This is a genomic window from Pseudarthrobacter sulfonivorans (assembly GCF_014712225.1).
Lineage (GTDB): Bacteria > Actinomycetota > Actinomycetes > Actinomycetales > Micrococcaceae > Arthrobacter > Arthrobacter sulfonivorans.
The window spans coordinates 456771-473200 of sequence record NZ_JACXBW010000001.1; the positions used below are offsets into that span (position 1 = coordinate 456771).

The 16430-nt window shown below is 66.6% G+C and carries 14 protein-coding genes; 8 read left to right on the top strand and 6 right to left on the bottom strand.

Annotated features, from left to right (window positions below):
• The first annotated feature begins 200 nt into the window (after window positions 1–200).
• The 6 genes from IAQ70_RS02135 to IAQ70_RS02160 all read left to right on the top strand — a co-directional run bounded on the left by IAQ70_RS02135 (window position 201) and on the right by IAQ70_RS02160 (window position 5995).
• A complete protein-coding gene (locus IAQ70_RS02135) occupies window positions 201–1451 on the top strand; it encodes an Nramp family divalent metal transporter (RefSeq protein ID WP_190987634.1) in 1251 nt (416 codons plus the stop codon).
• Between the two features lie 88 nt (window positions 1452–1539).
• Complete coding sequence (locus IAQ70_RS02140; protein WP_190987635.1) at window positions 1540–2301, top strand: CPBP family intramembrane glutamic endopeptidase; 762 nt, start codon at window positions 1540–1542, stop codon at window positions 2299–2301.
• Between the two features lie 63 nt (window positions 2302–2364).
• Window positions 2365–2805, top strand: coding sequence for a VOC family protein (locus tag IAQ70_RS02145; RefSeq protein WP_190987636.1), 441 nt, complete (start codon window positions 2365–2367; stop codon window positions 2803–2805).
• Between the two features lie 21 nt (window positions 2806–2826).
• Entirely contained in the window at window positions 2827–3780 is a 954-nt protein-coding gene (locus tag IAQ70_RS02150) for a 1,4-dihydroxy-2-naphthoyl-CoA synthase (RefSeq protein ID WP_190987637.1), read from the top strand.
• A gap of 13 nt (window positions 3781–3793) precedes the next feature.
• Window positions 3794–5032 (top strand): AMP-binding protein, encoded by a 1239-nt coding sequence (locus tag IAQ70_RS02155; protein ID WP_190987638.1) that lies wholly within the window; start codon window positions 3794–3796, stop codon window positions 5030–5032.
• 81 nt (window positions 5033–5113) lie between these two features.
• Entirely contained in the window at window positions 5114–5995 is an 882-nt protein-coding gene (locus IAQ70_RS02160; protein WP_190987639.1) for a 1,4-dihydroxy-2-naphthoate polyprenyltransferase, read from the top strand.
• A gap of 80 nt (window positions 5996–6075) precedes the next feature.
• Here the strand turns inward: IAQ70_RS02160 and IAQ70_RS02165 are convergent, their stop codons facing one another.
• Complete coding sequence (locus IAQ70_RS02165; RefSeq protein WP_190987640.1) at window positions 6076–6390, bottom strand: DUF4229 domain-containing protein; 315 nt, start codon at window positions 6388–6390, stop codon at window positions 6076–6078.
• A 57-nt stretch (window positions 6391–6447) separates the two neighbouring features.
• Between IAQ70_RS02165 and IAQ70_RS02170 the strand changes: the two genes are divergently transcribed.
• Both IAQ70_RS02170 and IAQ70_RS02175 read left to right on the top strand, forming a co-directional pair.
• Window positions 6448–6849 (top strand): PLD nuclease N-terminal domain-containing protein, encoded by a 402-nt coding sequence (locus tag IAQ70_RS02170; protein WP_190987641.1) that lies wholly within the window; start codon window positions 6448–6450, stop codon window positions 6847–6849.
• A 5-nt stretch (window positions 6850–6854) separates the two neighbouring features.
• On the top strand, window positions 6855–7451 hold the full coding sequence (locus IAQ70_RS02175; RefSeq protein WP_223858609.1) for a hypothetical protein: 597 nt from the start codon (window positions 6855–6857) through the stop codon (window positions 7449–7451).
• Window positions 7452–7462: 11 nt separating this feature from the next.
• On the opposite strand, the gene IAQ70_RS02180 is transcribed toward IAQ70_RS02175, so the two are convergent.
• The 5 genes from IAQ70_RS02180 to IAQ70_RS02200 all read right to left on the bottom strand — a co-directional run bounded on the left by IAQ70_RS02180 (window position 7463) and on the right by IAQ70_RS02200 (window position 16323).
• Window positions 7463–8956, bottom strand: coding sequence for a dynamin family protein (locus tag IAQ70_RS02180; RefSeq protein WP_190987642.1), 1494 nt, complete (start codon window positions 8954–8956; stop codon window positions 7463–7465).
• Window positions 8953–10881 (bottom strand): dynamin family protein, encoded by a 1929-nt coding sequence (locus IAQ70_RS02185; protein WP_190987643.1) that lies wholly within the window; start codon window positions 10879–10881, stop codon window positions 8953–8955. Before IAQ70_RS02185 ends, IAQ70_RS02180 begins: the two co-directional genes overlap by 4 nt.
• Window positions 10882–11023: 142 nt before the next feature.
• Entirely contained in the window at window positions 11024–12046 is a 1023-nt protein-coding gene (locus IAQ70_RS02190) for an IniB N-terminal domain-containing protein (protein ID WP_190987644.1), read from the bottom strand.
• Between the two features lie 164 nt (window positions 12047–12210).
• Window positions 12211–14256, bottom strand: a complete 2046-nt coding sequence (locus IAQ70_RS02195; protein ID WP_190987645.1) for a LuxR C-terminal-related transcriptional regulator — start codon at window positions 14254–14256, stop codon at window positions 12211–12213.
• A gap of 3 nt (window positions 14257–14259) precedes the next feature.
• Window positions 14260–16323: an Hsp70 family protein gene (locus IAQ70_RS02200; RefSeq protein WP_190987646.1), complete on the bottom strand. Its 2064-nt coding sequence runs from the start codon at window positions 16321–16323 to the stop codon at window positions 14260–14262.
• Window positions 16324–16430: the final 107 nt, after the last annotated feature.

Here is a 16430-nt window from a genome sequence, read left to right on the forward strand (position 1 = left end):
AGGTGCAGGTGAGGCTCGACGGCGGCCGTGGATTCGGGGGTGCAGTCCGGTGTGACCCGGCTGGTGTTTAGGACTTCATCGGTCCAGCCTGCCTTGGACGGGCACGCAGGTCAATGTGGGACTCCGAAATAAATGTTTTCGGTGCGCCTAAATTACGCTATCTTGGTGGTATCAGTTCGCCCCCGATGACGAGGAACAGAATGGCTATACGAACACTTCAGGCACGCCCCGCGGCGGGGCGGCGATGGTCGCGTCTGCTGCTGATGGGGCCGGCATTTGTTGCTGCCATTGCCTACGTGGATCCCGGAAACGTTGCCGCCAACCTGACCGCGGGCGCCAGCTACGGGTACTTGCTGGTCTGGGTCCTGGTGGCGGCGAACGCCATGGCTGTCCTGGTGCAGTATCAGTCGGCGAAGCTGGGCCTGGCCACGGGCATGAGTCTTCCCGAGATTATGGGCAGGCGCCTGGGCAAGGGCCGCAGGCGGTTGTACTGGGCCCAGGCTGAAGTTGTGGCCGGGGCGACCGACATGGCCGAAGTCATCGGCGGTGCGGTGGCGCTGAACCTGCTCTTCGGGCTGCCGTTACTGGCCGGCGGCATCATCATCGGTCTCGCGTCGATGCTGCTGCTGGCACTGCAGTCCTCCCGCGGTCAGAAGTCTTTCGAGTACGCGATACTGATCCTTCTGGGCGTGATAGCTGTCGGTTTCGTGTCGGGGCTTTTCGTGAACCCCCCGGATGCCGGAAGTGCCTTGAACGGCCTGATTCCCCGCTTTGAGGGAACGGATACGGTTCTTCTCGCGGCCAGCATGCTCGGGGCAACAGTAATGCCGCACGCCATCTATCTGCATTCGGCGCTGGCCCGGGACAGGCATGGCTTCTCGGAGGATCCTGCCGTCCGGACACGGCTTATACGGGCTACCCGGTACGACGTTGCCGGGGCCCTGATGCTCGCCGGGGTAGTCAATATCGCGATGCTCCTGCTGGCCGCGTCCAGCCTTCGCGGCATTGAAGGGACGGATACCATTGCCGGTGCTCACGCCGCCGTCAGCTCAGCTCTCGGTCCGGTCATTGGTGTGGTGTTCGCGATCGGGCTGCTGGCTTCGGGCCTGGCCTCAACATCGGTCGGCTGCTACGCAGGTGCCACCATCATGGGCGGGCTGCTGAGGGTCCGCGTGCCGCTGTTGACCCGCCGCGTGATCACCCTGATCCCGGCACTGGTGGTCCTCGGGGCCGGGATCGAGCCGACTCTGGCCCTGGTTCTGAGCCAGGTCCTGCTCAGCTTCGGCATTCCCTTCGCCCTGATCCCCCTGATCCGGCTCACCGGGAAACGCGACGTCATGGGCATCCACACGGACTCAATGCCGCTGAAGATCGCAGGCTGGACCAGCGCGGCGCTGATCGTTGTCCTGAACTGCGTCCTCATTGCCCTCACCATCGCGGGGCAAGCCTGACATCCCCCGCTGCTCCCACCAACTGACCTTGCCCCCTAAATGGCACCGAAAAGCGATAGAGCAACGAGGCGGAAGTTAAGCTGAATGCATGACAACCACGCACCGGCGACCACCCGCTCCGCAGCCTGAGCTGTATCGGTTTTCCCCGCTGGATTTCGGCACCGTGGGCCTGTACGTCGCCGTGGCCGGACTGTTCGCCGTCGCCGGTGAACTGCTCGCTCCGCTCCTGCGGCAACTGGCCCCCAGCCCCGCCGCTGCGTCCTATGGAGTGAACCTGATCTTCTACGGGTCCGTCGGGATCCTGGCGGTGACTGCCGCCCGCCGCGTGATAAGCCGGGACCTGCGGGTGCTGGCCACCCGGCCCTGGTTCACACTCATGATGGTCCCCGCAGCGGTAATAGCCATGATGATTCTCACCGCGCTGGTGGTCTCGGCGGCCGGCGGGGTGCAGACCTCCGCAAACCAGGCCGGGTTGCAGGAACTGATGCAACAAGTCCCTGCCTGGCTGATGGTGCCGGTGGTGGTGATCGTGGGCCCGTTCGTGGAGGAGTACATCTTCCGGCACCTGCTGATCGGCAAGCTCAGCCGCCGGCTCAACATCTGGCTGTGCTGCGCCCTGTCCGTGGTGCTTTTCGCCGCCCTCCACATCGTGGGACAGGAGGCGATCACACTCCCCGCCCTGCTGCCCTACCTGGCCATGGGCGCCACCCTGGTGTTTGTGTATGTGTGGACCGGGAAGAACCTGATGTTCTCCTATTTCGTGCACGCGGCGAAGAACCTGCTGGCAGTCATTTTCATCTACGCCATTCCGCCCGAAATCTTCGAGCAACTCCAGCAGGCCCAGCCCTAATCCCGGCGAACAGGGGGCGGCCTCCCCTATCCCACGGCCCGTTGCCGCGCGTAGGTTGGTGGCATGGGACTGAAGATCCAGATGGTGGTGGACAGCAAAAACCCGCACGAGCTCGCCGACTGGTGGGCGGAAACCCTGGACTGGGCCGTGGAGCCGCAGGATGAGGCCTTCATCCGCTCCATGATCAGCCAGGGCTACGCCACGGAAGAGGAAACCCTCACCCACCACGGCAAACTTGTGTGGCGGACAGGACAGGCCATCCGGCCGGTGGAGGAGCTTGAGGCAAAGGCACCTGCCCACCGCGTCCTGTTCCAGTCGGTCCCGGAAGGAAAAACCGTCAAGAACCGCGTCCATTGGGACGTCCGCCTGGACGGTCGGGACAAGGACGAAATCCGGAAGCAACTGGAAGCCCGCGGGGCCACCTTCCTCTGGTCCGCCAACGAAGGCCCGCACGGATGGCACACCATGGCCGATCCGGAAGGCAACGAGTTCTGCATCAGCTGACCCGATTACTAGACTTGTCCGGTGAGCAACCAAATTCCCGCCAAGGTGTCCGACGTCTTTGACCCCACCCGCTGGCGCACCGTGTCCGGTTTCGATGACTTCCAGGACATGACCTACCACCGCCAGGTGGAACGCTCCGCGGACGGCACCGTGACAAGGGACCTGCCCACGGTCCGGATCGCGTTCAACCGACCCGAAGTCCGGAACGCGTTCCGCCCCGGCACCGTGGACGAGTTGTACCGGGCCATGGACCACGCCCGCATGACGCCGGATGTCGCCACGGTCCTGCTCACCGGCAACGGCCCCTCCCCCAAGGACGGCGGCCACTCCTTCTGCTCCGGCGGGGACCAGCGGATCCGCGGCCGTGACGGCTACCGCTATGCCGACGGCGAGACCCAGGAAACCATCGACCCCGCCCGGGCCGGCCGCCTCCACATCCTGGAAGTCCAGCGGCTCATGCGAACCATGCCCAAGGTGGTCATCTCCGTCGTTAACGGCTGGGCAGCCGGCGGCGGGCACTCCCTGCACGTCGTCTCCGACCTCACCATCGCCTCCCGCCAGCACGGCAAGTTCAAGCAGACGGACGCCACGGTGGGAAGTTTCGACGCCGGCTACGGCTCCGCGCTGCTCGCCCGCCAGATCGGCCAGAAGTCCGCCCGGGAAATCTTCTTCCTCGCCCGCGAGTACTCCGCCGAGGACATGGTCCGAATGGGCGCCGTGAACGAGGCCGTGGACCACGAACGCCTCGAGGAAGTGGCCCTGGAATACGCCGCGGACATCGCCCGCCAGTCGCCCCAGGCCATCCGCATGCTGAAATTCGCGTTCAACCTCGCCGACGACGGCCTGGCCGGCCAGCAGGTCTTTGCCGGCGAAGCCACCCGCCTCGCCTACATGACGGACGAGGCCGTCGAAGGAAAAGAAGCCTTCCTGGAGAAACGCGACCCCGACTGGTCACGCTTCCCGCACTACTTCTAAGGCAGGACGGCACATGAACATCGGAGCCCAGCACCCCGGCCCCCTGGACATCGAACCGGCGCTCACCGCACTGGCCGCCGCCCTCCGCGGCGAGGGACCCGCCGTCGAACTTTCCGTGAACCCGGACGGCGAGCTCGTGGTGGGGCACACTGAGACCCCCGGCTGCGATGACGCCGTGGCGGTGGTCCGCACGTCGGGCTCAACCGGCGCGCCCAAGGCCACGGTCCTGACCGTCGAGGCGCTGGCGGCCTCCTCCATGGCCACCGCGCTGGCCCTCCAAGGTGAGGGCCAGTGGCTGCTGGCGTTGCCGGTGCAGTTCGTGGCCGGCGTGCAGGTCCTGGTGCGGTCGCTGTTCGCCGGCACCCGGCCGTGGGTCATGGACATGTCCGGCGGCTTCACGCCCGCAGCATTCACGGCAGGTGCGCTGGAACTGACGGACCCCATCCGTTTCACGTCGCTGGTGCCCACCCAGCTGCAGCGGCTCCTGGAGTCGCCGTCACCGGACACCCTCGCCGTCCTGCGCCGCTTCGACGGCATCCTGCTGGGCGGCGCACCGGCGTCGGCCGCCCTGCTCAAGGCAGCCCGCGAGGCCGGCCTCCGGGTCACCACCACCTACGGCTCCGCGGAAACCTGCGGCGGCTGCGTGTACGACGGCGTGCCGCTCACCGGTGTGGAGGTCCGGTTAGCCGAGGACGGGCGCATCCTGCTGGGCGGCGACACCATCGCCGCCGGCTATCTCGACGCGCCCGAGAGCACGGACACGTTCTACGAGGAAGACGGCGTCCGCTGGTACCGCACCAACGACCTTGGCACCCTCGACGCGGATGGCCGGCTCACGGTGCTCGGCCGCGCTGATGACGTCATCATCACCGGCGGCGTCAAGGTCTCCGCCGCGCATGTGCAGGAAGAGCTGGAAAAGTCCGACGGCGTCGCAGCGGCTTTTGTGGCCGGTGTTCCGTCCGCGGAATGGGGCCAGGCCGTGGCCGCCTACGTGGCGCTGTCCGGCGGCAGCGCCACGCCCGGCGGCAGCGCCACGCCCGGCCACAGCGCCTCCAGTGACGGCGCATCCGGTGACGGCGCCTCCCCCACAGGGGATCACGCCGTCGTGCTTGAACGGGACTGGCACCAGCGGCTTGGCCTGCTGGCACCGAAAACGGTGCTGGCCGCGCCGGAACTGCTGATGCTCCCCAATGGCAAGCCGGACCGCCTGGCCATGATCGAGCGGCTCAACGACCTGCATCAGGGAAAGTAGAGTAGAGCTGCACCGTCGCCTATCGGCGGCCGGTGCGCTACCGTTTCACCGTTCTCCCCAACCCAACACGAGGTACTCACCGTGGCCACAGCCGCACAATGGATCCAAGGCGCCCGCCTCCGCACGTTGCCGGCAGCCATCGCCCCCGTGCTGATCGGTACTGCCGCGGCCTACGAGCTGGATTCGTTCCGCCCCGTCAACGCCGTGCTGGCCGCCCTGGTGGCGCTGCTCCTGCAGGTCGGCGTCAACTATGCCAACGACTATTCCGACGGCGTCCGCGGCACCGACGAGGACCGAGTGGGTCCCCTGCGGCTGGTGGGTTCGGGCGCCGCCCTGCCGGAGCACGTCAAGTACGCGGCGTTCGGAACGTTTGCCCTGGCCATGCTGTTCGGCCTGGCCCTGGTGGTGATCACCCAGAGCTGGTGGCTGATCCTGGTGGGAATCGGCTGCGTGATGGCCGCCTGGGGCTACACCGGCGGGAAGAACCCCTACGGCTACATGGGCCTGGGCGACGTCTTTGTCTTTGTCTTCTTCGGCCTGGTGGCAACCCTCGGCACCACGTACACGCAGGCCGGACAGATCAGCCTTCCGGCCGTCATCGGCGCGATCGGCACCGGCCTGATCGCTTGCGCCCTGCTGATGGCCAACAACGTGCGCGACATCCCCACGGACATCCAGGCAGGCAAAAAGACCCTCGCAGTACGCCTCGGTGACAAGCACGCCCGCGAAAGCTACGTGCTGATGCTAGCCGTGGCCATCCTGCTGGTGGTGATCCTTGCGCCCGGACGGCCATGGATCCTGATCGTGCTGCTCCTCATCCCGGCCTGCCTGATGCCGGCGTGGCTGATGATCAACGGCCGCAAACGCAAGAGCCTGATTCCTGTGCTCAAGCAGACCGGCCTGATCAACCTTGGCTACAGCCTGCTGTTCTCCCTCGGGCTGGTACTCAGCCACGGATTCTGAGCCGCCCACCGGCGCCCCGGACCGCGGTGACCCGGCCCGCGGCATTCCGCCCGTGGCACCAAGCTCCCGGCGCACGGGATTTAGGCGTCGGGAGTCTTGGGGGTGCTGGAGCGGATGGTGACATCAGGGTTCGTGTCCAGGAGGCTGTCCTCCGCGTCCGCGTCGGCAACCTCGCCTGCGCCGCGCAGCGGCTTGGCCTTGCCGGAGAACCGGTGGTGCAGGGAGGCGGTGGCGTCGTCGCGCTGCTTCTGGAAGAACAGGTAGCTGACGGCAAAGGCAATCAGCCCCGCACAGATCACTGACAGCACCGCCCCCAGCTGCAGGAACATGAACAACACAAAGAGCGGCGCAAACAGCGCCAGCCGGATCAGGGAGTATTTCAGGAAAGCCACCATCCAAGTTTAGCCGCCCTGCCTGAACGCCGGCCGCCTGCGGACGATAGACTTAATGGCATGCTCTTCCGTGTGGTTCTCGCCGTCGCAGTACTCGTCATCTTTGTGTATGGACTGGTGGACGTGATCCGCACTGATGCCCGCCTGACCCGGGGCATCTCCAAGCCCGCCTGGATCATCGTGATGATTGTCCTGCCGGTGATCGGCGCCATCCTGTGGCTGCTGGTCGGCCGTCCCAGGAACACGACGCCCGTACGCCAGCAGTACAGCGGTCCCACAGCTCCGGATGACGATCCCGATTTCCTCCGGAACCTGGAGATGCGCCGCCGGAACCAGGCCGAAGCCGCCCGCCTCAAGAAACTCAAGGATGAGCTGGAGTCAAAGGGTGACGACGGACCTGCCGGCACCGGACCCGAGGGCACGGGAGACGCAGACACCCATGACACCGGCGACGTGAAGTAGGACCCATGCCCCAGCACCCCGACGGAGAACACCAACTGCCAGTTGCGCCCGCCGGGGCCGCCACGTCCCCTCCTCCCCCGCCGCGGCCCGGCCTGTCCTACGCCGCACCGGCGCCCATCCTTGTGATTCCGCCAACTCCGCGTAGCATCAGCCTGGCACGGGGCCTCTGGCTGCTCAGCCTGGTTGCCGGACTGGCCGTCGTCATCGGCTCTTTCCTTACCCGCGCTTCCCACCTGGAACGGCTCCGCACCGTGGTGGACGGGATGGCGCCCGGCGGGAATGCCGACGCTGTGACCACGTCTACGGCCATCGTTTTCTGGGGCAGCCTCAGCGCCTTGCTTCTGCTGATCCTGCTTCAGGCGGCGTTCCTGGCGGCTTTCTCCGGACGCCGGGGCGGGGCCCGCTGGGTGCTGATCCCCCTGCTGGCCGCCCAGGTGGTGGTGATGGCGGTTGTGGCAGCGTTCCTTGTTCCGGAGGGCGACGCCGGCACTTACGTTGTGCTCCTGTGGGGCGCCCAGTTGCTTCTGGGCTTTGCCGGTTTGCTGGCGCTGTTCATGCCTTCATCCGGCAGGTGGTTCAAGTCGGGCCGTAAACGTCCGTAGCGGACCGCCGTTCAGGCGGGCTGCCGGTGCAGGTGCAGTCCGGCTGACTCGGCCAGGACGCCTTCACAGCTGCGGACCACTACGCGGCAGACCTCAAGTGCCGATCGGTCCGTCAGGGGATTCTCGGCTACCAGCCGCCAGCGGTGCAGTACCAGGTGGGCCGCTGCACTGATGTCCTCCGGGGAGGCTTCCGGTGGCAGGCCCAGGCGGACGTGGGCTGCCACACCGTCACCCCCCACGAGCCGTTCTGCTTCGGCCGCCAGTTCGTGCCGGAGCGTGACGCCGGTGGTCCGCAGGATGGCCAAGAGGCGCAACTCACGGAACTCGTGGGCATTGATCTGGAGGCGCTCCAGTCCGGCGGCCAAATGCCCTGTTCCTTCACGCGGGGAGTTTCGGAGCAGGGTTTCCACACCCACCAGGGCGGTCCGTGCCTTCAGGGCGTCGGCGCGGGCATGGAACTGGCCTGCCAGCATGGACAGCAGCGGGTCCAGTCCGCTCCGCCGGGCAAGCTCGTTCGCCAGCGGTGTGGGGTCCGTGAAGCCGGCCCGGAACAGGACGACGCCCAGCCGGATCCCGAACAGCCCGAACCGCTCCAGCAGCTGCTCCCTCGCCTCTGCGGTGAGCCCTTCCGGATCAGTGGCGCGCAGGAACCTGTCCGCGGAAAGCATCAGCCGTTCCCGGTCCGCCCGGTCCATTGCGGCGAGGAGGGCCAGCGACTCGTAGTCTGACTGGCGCATGCTCCGGGCGCTCTGGGCCAACAGACCGGCCACCGGGACCACCCCCAATGCCAGCTTGCGCAGGCTGGGGTCCCGACGATAACGCTCGGCAATGTCTCCCGCGGAGAGCATTGAATCGATCCGTCCCGCTCCTATCTCGTCGGCCCGGGACAGGACGGCCACGGCGTTCACGGTGCCGGAGCGTCCTGCCTCGGTGTCTTTAAAGGACTCTAAAAACCTGAGATCGGCACCATGCATGTGCCGCATCAGGTAGACAATGGCGTCGGCTTCCGACGGAGAATCGGCCGGCGTGAGGAAACTGACGGACCGGGCAGAGACATCCTCGGACAGCGAGGCGATTCCCGGAGTATCAATGAGGGTGACGTTCCGCAGACTTTGCGACGGCCACTCGACCACTAGGCGATCCACCTCCTCCGACCGGTCCGCGCCCAAATCAAAAACGAGCCGTCCCTTGACCCGTTTGAGGGGAAGCAGGCGCGGTTCTCCCGCGACGGGGTACAGCGTGATGCGGGGCGAGTGGGCGAACCGGTACCACGTGACGACGCGGGTGCACTCGCCGGTGTCGGTGGGGGCGATCTCCTCCCCGATGATGGCATTAAGCAGGGTCGATTTTCCCGCCTTCACCATTCCCGCCACGGCAATCCGCAACGGTTCGGCCAGCCTCGCGGCATACCCCTTCAAAGCTGTGACGGCAGCGGGATCATCGTTGTAGGCGGCGAGTGCCTCCTGAATCAGTTTCGCTGCTCCAGAGACGGTTGGCGCCTTCATCCGGCCGCCACCACCGCCGGTGCCCGCTGGGGCGTGGTTGCGGGCCCGCGTGCACTTCCTGACGGCGCAGGCTCCTTCTCCACCAACCCCCTGGCCGCTTGTTGCAGTGCGTCCACGCGTTTGAGCTCCGCTTTGATATCCCGGATGCGGATGTCCTTTTCGAGCGTGTACGTGGTGGCTGCTTTCTGCGCGGCTGCAACGGAGTCCGAAAGCGAGCGGTGGTGCTCCTGGGCAATTTCGGTGAAGTGGTCACGGGTGGTCCGCTGGACCAGCCGGAGCCTGTCTTTGAGCTGCTTGCCCACCTGGAAGACCACATCGTCCAGCTGGCGGCGGACCAGAGCTTTGGCTTCTGCCTGACGGCGCTTAAGTCTGGCTTCCTTGTCCTCCCGGTATGCCTTGCGTCCCAGGAGGAGACCGGCGCCGAGGGACAGCGGATTGATCAGGGCCATTCCGAAGAGCCCCGTCAGGAGGCCGAACATCAGAACGCCTCCGTAGGAGCCCCGCATGCCGATAAGGACTTTTTGCACGGAGTTGATGCGCCCGTCATCCAACCCGGGCATATCGTCCACGGGGTCCAGGGCGTCCCCGGTGTCGGAGACGCGCAGCACAGGAAGGGCCACCTCATCCTCGGAGAAGTGCTCGGCAACCTGGGTTGACAGCCACTGCGCCCGCTCACTTGTCCAGACAAAGGTGTCTGAAATGGCGGATGCGGCGCACTCTTCGAGCCATTTTGTGAACTCGGTCCACGTTGGTCCCGGATCGCCCAGGTCGATTGCCGTCTCAGCCTCGCGCTGGATCCGGCGCAACCGGTCCCGCAGGTCGTACTCCATATCGGCAATCAGGTCACCGATGCCATCGTTGAGGGTGATCTGCCAGCGGGCGGACCTCTTGCGGAGGTCGTCCGCCTCCAGTTTGGCCGCTTCCAGGCCGGCGATCATGGCCGGGGTCCCTTGCGGGTCCTCCAGCGCAGCCAGTTCCGACTGCAGCGAAAGGCGAAGGTTATCCGCGACGGAGAGCAGATCCTGACTCACCGAGCGCCGCTGGATCCGTTCGGCCTTGCCCACAATTTCTGTCCGGAGGTGGCCGACCAGGCCGGGGAAGCCCGATTCGTTGTTCAGCTCCCCGTCCTGCTGCCGCGCGGCTTCGAGCCGGAGATCCGAGGAAACCGGAAACAGCGGGATCTCCGGCGACACCTGGGCGAGGTGTCCGCCGTCAAGCTCGGCTACCCGGCGCCAGTCCGGGTACAAATCCGTCTTGGACAACACGCCCACGACGCTTGGCGTAATGCGCATGGCCTGCCGGAGGAACCGGATCTCGGGCTCGGTGTATTCCTGGGACGCATCGGAGACGAGGAGCATGGCATCTGCCGTGGGCAAGGCCGTCAGAGTGGTGAGCGTGTGGGTTGACCCCAGGCCGCCGACCCCGGGCGAATCGACAAGTGTCAGGCCGCCGGCCAGCACCCGGCGGGGCAGGAACACCTCCGCTGCCACCAGCTTCTTGGCATTACCGGGATTTCCGCGTTCGGAAACGTACGCTGCAAGGTCACCAATATTGATGGGCAGGCGCTCGAGGGCTGCTTCATCAGTGGGTTCCGCATCCGCGCGCGGCACCAGGACAGAGGCCGACGCCGGATCACCGTGCCGGACGACGGTAGGCACCGACGTGGCGATGTCGTCATCGACAGGGCAGACCGGCGCGTTGACCAGGGCGTTAATGAGCTTGCTCTTCCCTTGCTTGAATTCGCCCACCACGATCACGCGGATACTGGGATCGTTCAGCCTGCGAAGGGTCTGGTCGAGGCGTTTGCGCAGATCGGCCCGCTCGCCCTCGCTGACGATTTGGATACCCTGCTCAACAAGTTTTACCAGTTGGGCCGCCGTCGCGGGCGCCGCCTGCCTCGCGGGCCCTGAGGGGTCTGCCGTCATTGCTCGATCCTCCGGTCGTTGCGCTTGAACCACAGCCAGTCCTTTGCGTCAGGTCGAAAATTGGACATTGGGGTAAGCCGGGAAGAGCCCGGCAGGAGATTGTGGTCTCCTGCCGGGCACTGCCTGGATACCGCGGACGTGGCTAGGAGACTGCAGTTGCGTCGTCCCCGGCCAGGGCCACCGTGTTTTCGATCTCGGAGTTGTCCTGGAACGAGTCCGCCACCGAAAGCGAGTTGTCCGAGTTGTCCTGGAACGAGTCCGCCACCGAAAGCGAGTTCTCGGAGTTGTCCTGGAACGAGTCCGCCACCGAAAGCGAGTTGTCCGAGTTGTCCTGGAACGAGTCCGCCACCGCAAGCGAGTTGTCGGTGGTGGTGTTGCCGACGTCCTGAACATCAATGGCGTGGTTGGAGCTGTCCGAGTTGTCAGAGTTGTCGACGCGGTTGTCCGAGTTGTCGGAGTTGTCCGAGTTGTCGGAGTTGTCCGAGTTGTCGTTGTATGAATCGGCAACGTCGAGGTCCACGTCGGTGTTGAAGGAATCGTCAATGTCCGTATCGGTGTTGCCGACGCTGGCGTCACGGCCGGCATTGACGGAGTTGTCCGTCGAGCTGTCGTTGGAGTTGTCGGTGTTGTAGGAGTCCCTGATGTTGTTGGAATCCTTCATGTCCACGTCATCGCCGGCAGCCACTGCCCGGTCACCGGACGCGATAACGGCGTGGTTGTCAAAGTACTGGGTGACATCGCCGTCAGCCCAGATGTTCTGGTTGACCGACTGGTCGGTGATGGTGTCGCGATCGTCCACCGTCGAGGTCCAGGAGTAGTTGTTCACAACGTTGTGCAGCTGCTGGACAGCGTGTGCGTGGTCCCCGTGGTCATCGTGGTCGTGGTCGCCGTGGGATGGAGGAGGCGTGACCGCGACTGCTCCGCCGCCGGTTGCAGCGCCGTTGCCACCCGTGTTGTAGGAGCGGTCGAAGGAGGACGCGTTGACGGTGATGGGGGCGAAGTCCAGGATGACCGGCAATGCCGCGTCAACATCCGCTGAGCAGACGCCGCCGAGACCGGCGTCATCCAAGGCGCGCTCAGGATCATCCAGGAACTCCTGTGTTGCCTCGTGGTTTCCGAAAAGGCTCATCAGGAACTGGACGAGGTCGTTTGCGAGTGTAGGCATTTGATGGTCCTCAATCTTCTCTGAGTCGTGGGTTGCCCGGCCTCACTGCCGGGCGTGAATCAAACGTAAGGTCCCGCCCCTGGACCGGGCATCGGGTCGTTTCCCCCTACCGGCGGAGCCCCTGCCGGGGGTCCGGTTCCCGTGCCGTTAGGGGTATTAGGGGATCACTCATGCTGGGGGGCATCGGGTCCCAGGGCAAGCCTCAGCCTGACCAGGAGATCCGAGCGGTTTTCAGCGCCCAATCGGCGGCGCATCCGGGCGATATGGTGCTCGGCGGTCCGCGGGGAGATGTAGATTGTTTCCCCGATTTCGCGGTAGGTTTTGCCTTCCAGCACCAGCCGTGCCACCTCTTTTTCGCGTTCACTCAGGATCGAGGCATCGGGCTGGCCGGTGCCGTTGACCTGGTCCGCGGGACGTCCGCTGCGGACCTCCGGCTGCCCGTTGGGGCTCGGCACGGACGAGTTTCCCTGGGGATGGAGGTCCCGGGCGCAGGACAGGAGGCGCACCATGTCCTTGCGCTCATCTGCCCGTGCTGCGGCGTGGCCGGCCAGTCGTGCCCCCTCCCAGGGCATTCCGACGGCGTTCAGCCCCCGGGCGGCAGCCTCCACGTCCGCAGCCTGGAACTTTCCGGCAAGGACCGATACCCATGCTTTGCCCGCAGCAGCCAGCCGCGACGCAAGATGGCTATGGTCTGCCGCCCGGACCAACGCTGAGGCGTGGGGGGCCAGGTCGCTGGGACTCTCATTCAGCAGGGCTGCTTGGACCGCAGCCCAGTGCAGGGGCAGGGACCATAGCGGCGGCTCCCCCAGGTCCCGCAAAAGCTTCCACGCTTCGTCAAGGTAGTGCGAGACGCGCCTGGTTTCCCTCAGCCGGGCAGCGGTGATCATCAGTTCCCCCCACGGCAGCAGGCTGTACAGGTCAACAGTGGTGTGCAGCATTGCCTCGCGGGCGCGTTCCCAGGCCAGTACCAGGTCGTGGACTTCACCGCTCCTGCGGGCCAGGCCCACTTCCAAAGCCGCGCAGAGGAACTCGTCACGGGGCACCAACGGCCAATGGTTAGCTTTGGAAGCCTCGTTGATGGCGAGTCTGGCCTCGTCGGGGTTGTCCTGTTGCATGGCCGACCACGCCTGGAGCAGGAAAAGCCGGGGCTTGGCCGAATCGCCTCCCTGGCCCGCCGCAGCCGCGGCCCGCGCAATGGTTTCCGCGAGGTGCGGTTCGCCGCTGTGCAGGGCCACAAGCGCCGCCAGGGCACCGGGTGTCTCCGGAACGGGCAGTGCTGCTCCCGACGCGTTCAGCATGTCCGACGCGTGGATGAGGGTGGGAAGTCCTTGATGCGGATCCCCGGACAACGATTCCACAATGCCATGGGCTGTCTGCGCTTGTGCCACGGCCAGGAGTGTCGGCGATTCCGCTGCAGAGCCGGCCGGGAACATTGCCTCCGCACCCGAACGGTTCCCGCAGCCGATCATCGCAACCGCGGCAGCCGGGCCGGACGGCCCTACCCTTGCCGGGCCCAACCAGGTGTACACGTCGGCACCGCGTGCCAGCATGCCCCGCTGCGCCCAGACAGCGGCCGCCACATCCACTCCGAGACGGAGGTCAGGAGGATCAGGGCTCATGAGCAGCCCATCGATGATCCGTCCGGCAGCATCCAGGTCCCCCGTGGCCGAAGCTGCCTGGGCGCGGCGGGCCGCGGTGCCCAGCTCATCAGCCCCCGCGAGAAGGGCCTCGCCGTACAGCTGGGAGGCCAGGCCCGGATTGTGCTCCAATGCCCTGTCTCCGGCTTTTTCGAGCTCGGCTGCAACGCGGCGGTCCGCCAACCCGCTCCGGGCCAGCTCGCGCGCAAATTCGCCGAGGGGACGGCCGTCCGCAGCGAACCGGCCCACGAGTTCGCGCTGCAGTGCATGCACCCGTGGAGTGGGCGTAGACGTCAAAAGGGCGTGTTGGGCGGTCCCCACCACAGTGCCGTCGGCGTTGAGAAGCCCGGACGATTCAGCCCGGGCCACCAAGGCTTCGAGGCTCTCCACCTCACCGTCGGCGACCCTGCGCTCAAGTTCCTGCGGCAACGGTCCGGGGAGGGTGAATCCCACCGACAATGCCAGCAGGAGTTCCCTGACTACGGCGTTTTCCGCGTGGAGCTGGTCGGCCACACGCTGGGGGTTGGCGGGCGCTGTCACTTCCTGTGCCGACGCGGTCTGGCGGGGTACCATGCGTCACCCTGCCGGAAGTGTCGTCGGATCAGTGGCCGGCGCGGGCGACGCCGCGCTCGTCTCGGGCGCAGGCGCCGCGCTCGTCTCGGGACCAGGTTCCGTCGTTGCAGGCGGCGTCGTGGCAGGCGGCGTCGTTACAGGCGGCGGTTCCACCGGCGGCGTCGTGGCAGGCGGGGGCTCCACCGGCGGCGTCGTGGCAGGCGGCGGCTCCACCGGCGGGGTCGTGGTAGGCGGCTGCTCCACCGGCGGCGTCGTGGCAGGCGGGGTCGTCGCAGGCGGCGGTCCCGCGGCTGGGGTCGTCGCAGGTGCATCCGTCGTGGGCGTCCCGGGCGTTCCCGGCGCGGCCACCTGGGCGGGATCACTTGATGTCCCCGCCCCGCCTGGCGTGGACCCTGCTGCCCCACCGCCCGGCGTCGGGCCGGGCGGGGGTGATGCCGACTCGGAGGGCTTGCTGGTGGGAGAGGCAGCCGCGTCGAGCCCGGCGGAACTGGCAGAAGTATCCGCAGGCTTCGCGCTTGCCTCGATGCCTATCACGGGCTCCTGCGCCTCGCCCGGGGCTGCGGCAGGAGCCTCCGCCGGGCCACCGCCGCCCGGAGCGGCCTCGGCTGGCGCGGCCGGCGGAGCGAACATCGCGCTGAGGTTTCCCAGACCCTCAGGGCTCCCCGCCGCGGTGGCGGTCAGGATGGTGAACAGGGCGGCCCCGGCGGCCACTGCCGTCAGCCGTATGGCCGGCCGAGGGGCATGTGCTCCGCCCCTCGTCGTGTGGGCGCGGCCGCCGGCATGTGTATGGCTCGCGGCAACGCCCCTGGCACCGTCGCCGGCGGCGGCGGCAGCGTCGGTGCCAGTCAAGGAGCCAAACGCTGCCGCGGATTTCCGGGACCAGCTGGCACGGCGGTCATCGCCGTGCGGCCCAACAGCTACATCTGCCGGCGCGGGGATTTCAGGGACCCCATCACCGGTCTCAGCGGGCGCTGCCACAGCGGCCGCAGCGGCCCGGAGCGCAGCCACTGCCGCGCCGAGGCAGATGGAAGATTTGGGATCGGCGTCCACGGCGATGGGCCGGTCCAGCTGTTCCGAGATCAGCTGCGCCACCAAGGGAATCCTTGACGAACCACCTATCAGGAGAACCGCGGTCAGGTCAGCCGGCTCCAGGTCAAGTTGTTCCAAGGACCGTTCGAGGGCCTCCACGGTTTCGCGGATAGGCTCGTCGATCATCGCCTCAAACTCGGAACGGACCAGCCGCACCTGCTGCTGCGCGCCGGGCAGGAAAACCGAAATGCTCGCCTCGCTGTCGGCTGAGAGCGCTTCCTTCGCCTCCACGCATTCACGCTTAAGCCGGGCCAGCGCCGCCAGGGCACCAGGCTCTTCCGGGTCAAGGGCTGCCAAGGCTTCGCCCGTGTGCGCTGCGACGTGGCGGAACACCTCGGCGTCGAAGTCGGCGCCGCCGAGCCCTTCGATGCCTTCCGGGCTGCCCAGGAATTCGAAGCGGCCGTTGCCGTCCTTCCGCAGGACTGCCGTGTCAAAAGTTCCCCCGCCGAGGTCGTAAACGGCGATGGTGCTGCCGTCCTCCACACGCACCTGGGAGGCATAGTGCAGTGCCGCCGCTTCCGGTTCGCTGATGAGCGTGACGTTGTGCAGTCCCCTGGCGGCGAGTGCTGCCAGGACCGCCGAGGTGCGGTGTCCGCCCCAGGCCGCAGGGTGCGAGACGATGATTTCCGACGGCGGGGCGCCCTCGCGTTCTCCGGCCCTGTCCACAACCCACTGGGCCATGGTGGCAAAGATGTCTTCAGCCTGCAGTGAGAGCGCGCCCACGGCCAGGGGGACGCTGTCACCGATCCGGCGTTTGAACTCACGCACCACCCGGCCCGGATCGTCCAGGCCGCGGCGCTCTGCAGCCTCCCCCACCAGGACGGGGCCCTCTTCGGGGTAGTACACCACAGACGGGACCGACGTACCGCGGAGCCCCAACGGCAGGCTCTCCGGAACTGACTGGGCGCCCTGGTCATTCTTGGCAATGGCGGCGGCAGTGAAACTGGTCCCGACATCAATGGCGAGAACGTAACTCATGGGTACCTCTGAAGAACGCAGCTGGCCGGTCCGCGAGCTTCATCACGGACGAGCTTCAACCAAGGTAGCATCACCGTCTGCCGGGCGACAGCCTCATTTGTACACCG

Excerpts from the sequence above, each read along its gene's own strand:
- IAQ70_RS02135 (WP_190987634.1), top strand. The coding sequence starts at position 201 with ATGGCTATACGAACACTTCAGGCACGCCCCGCGGCGGGGCGGCGATGG.
- IAQ70_RS02140 (WP_190987635.1), top strand. The coding sequence starts at position 1,540 with ATGACAACCACGCACCGGCGACCACCCGCTCCGCAGCCTGAGCTGTAT.
- IAQ70_RS02145 (WP_190987636.1), top strand. The coding sequence starts at position 2,365 with ATGGGACTGAAGATCCAGATGGTGGTGGACAGCAAAAACCCGCACGAG.
- IAQ70_RS02155 (WP_190987638.1), top strand. The coding sequence starts at position 3,794 with ATGAACATCGGAGCCCAGCACCCCGGCCCCCTGGACATCGAACCGGCG.
- IAQ70_RS02165 (WP_190987640.1), bottom strand. The coding sequence starts at position 6,390 with ATGGTGGCTTTCCTGAAATACTCCCTGATCCGGCTGGCGCTGTTTGCG.
- IAQ70_RS02170 (WP_190987641.1), top strand. The coding sequence starts at position 6,448 with ATGCTCTTCCGTGTGGTTCTCGCCGTCGCAGTACTCGTCATCTTTGTG.
- IAQ70_RS02175 (WP_223858609.1), top strand. The coding sequence starts at position 6,855 with ATGCCCCAGCACCCCGACGGAGAACACCAACTGCCAGTTGCGCCCGCC.
- IAQ70_RS02180 (WP_190987642.1), bottom strand. The coding sequence starts at position 8,956 with ATGAAGGCGCCAACCGTCTCTGGAGCAGCGAAACTGATTCAGGAGGCA.
- IAQ70_RS02185 (WP_190987643.1), bottom strand. The coding sequence starts at position 10,881 with ATGACGGCAGACCCCTCAGGGCCCGCGAGGCAGGCGGCGCCCGCGACG.
- IAQ70_RS02190 (WP_190987644.1), bottom strand. The coding sequence starts at position 12,046 with ATGCCTACACTCGCAAACGACCTCGTCCAGTTCCTGATGAGCCTTTTC.
- IAQ70_RS02195 (WP_190987645.1), bottom strand. The coding sequence starts at position 14,256 with ATGGTACCCCGCCAGACCGCGTCGGCACAGGAAGTGACAGCGCCCGCC.
- IAQ70_RS02200 (WP_190987646.1), bottom strand. The coding sequence starts at position 16,323 with ATGAGTTACGTTCTCGCCATTGATGTCGGGACCAGTTTCACTGCCGCC.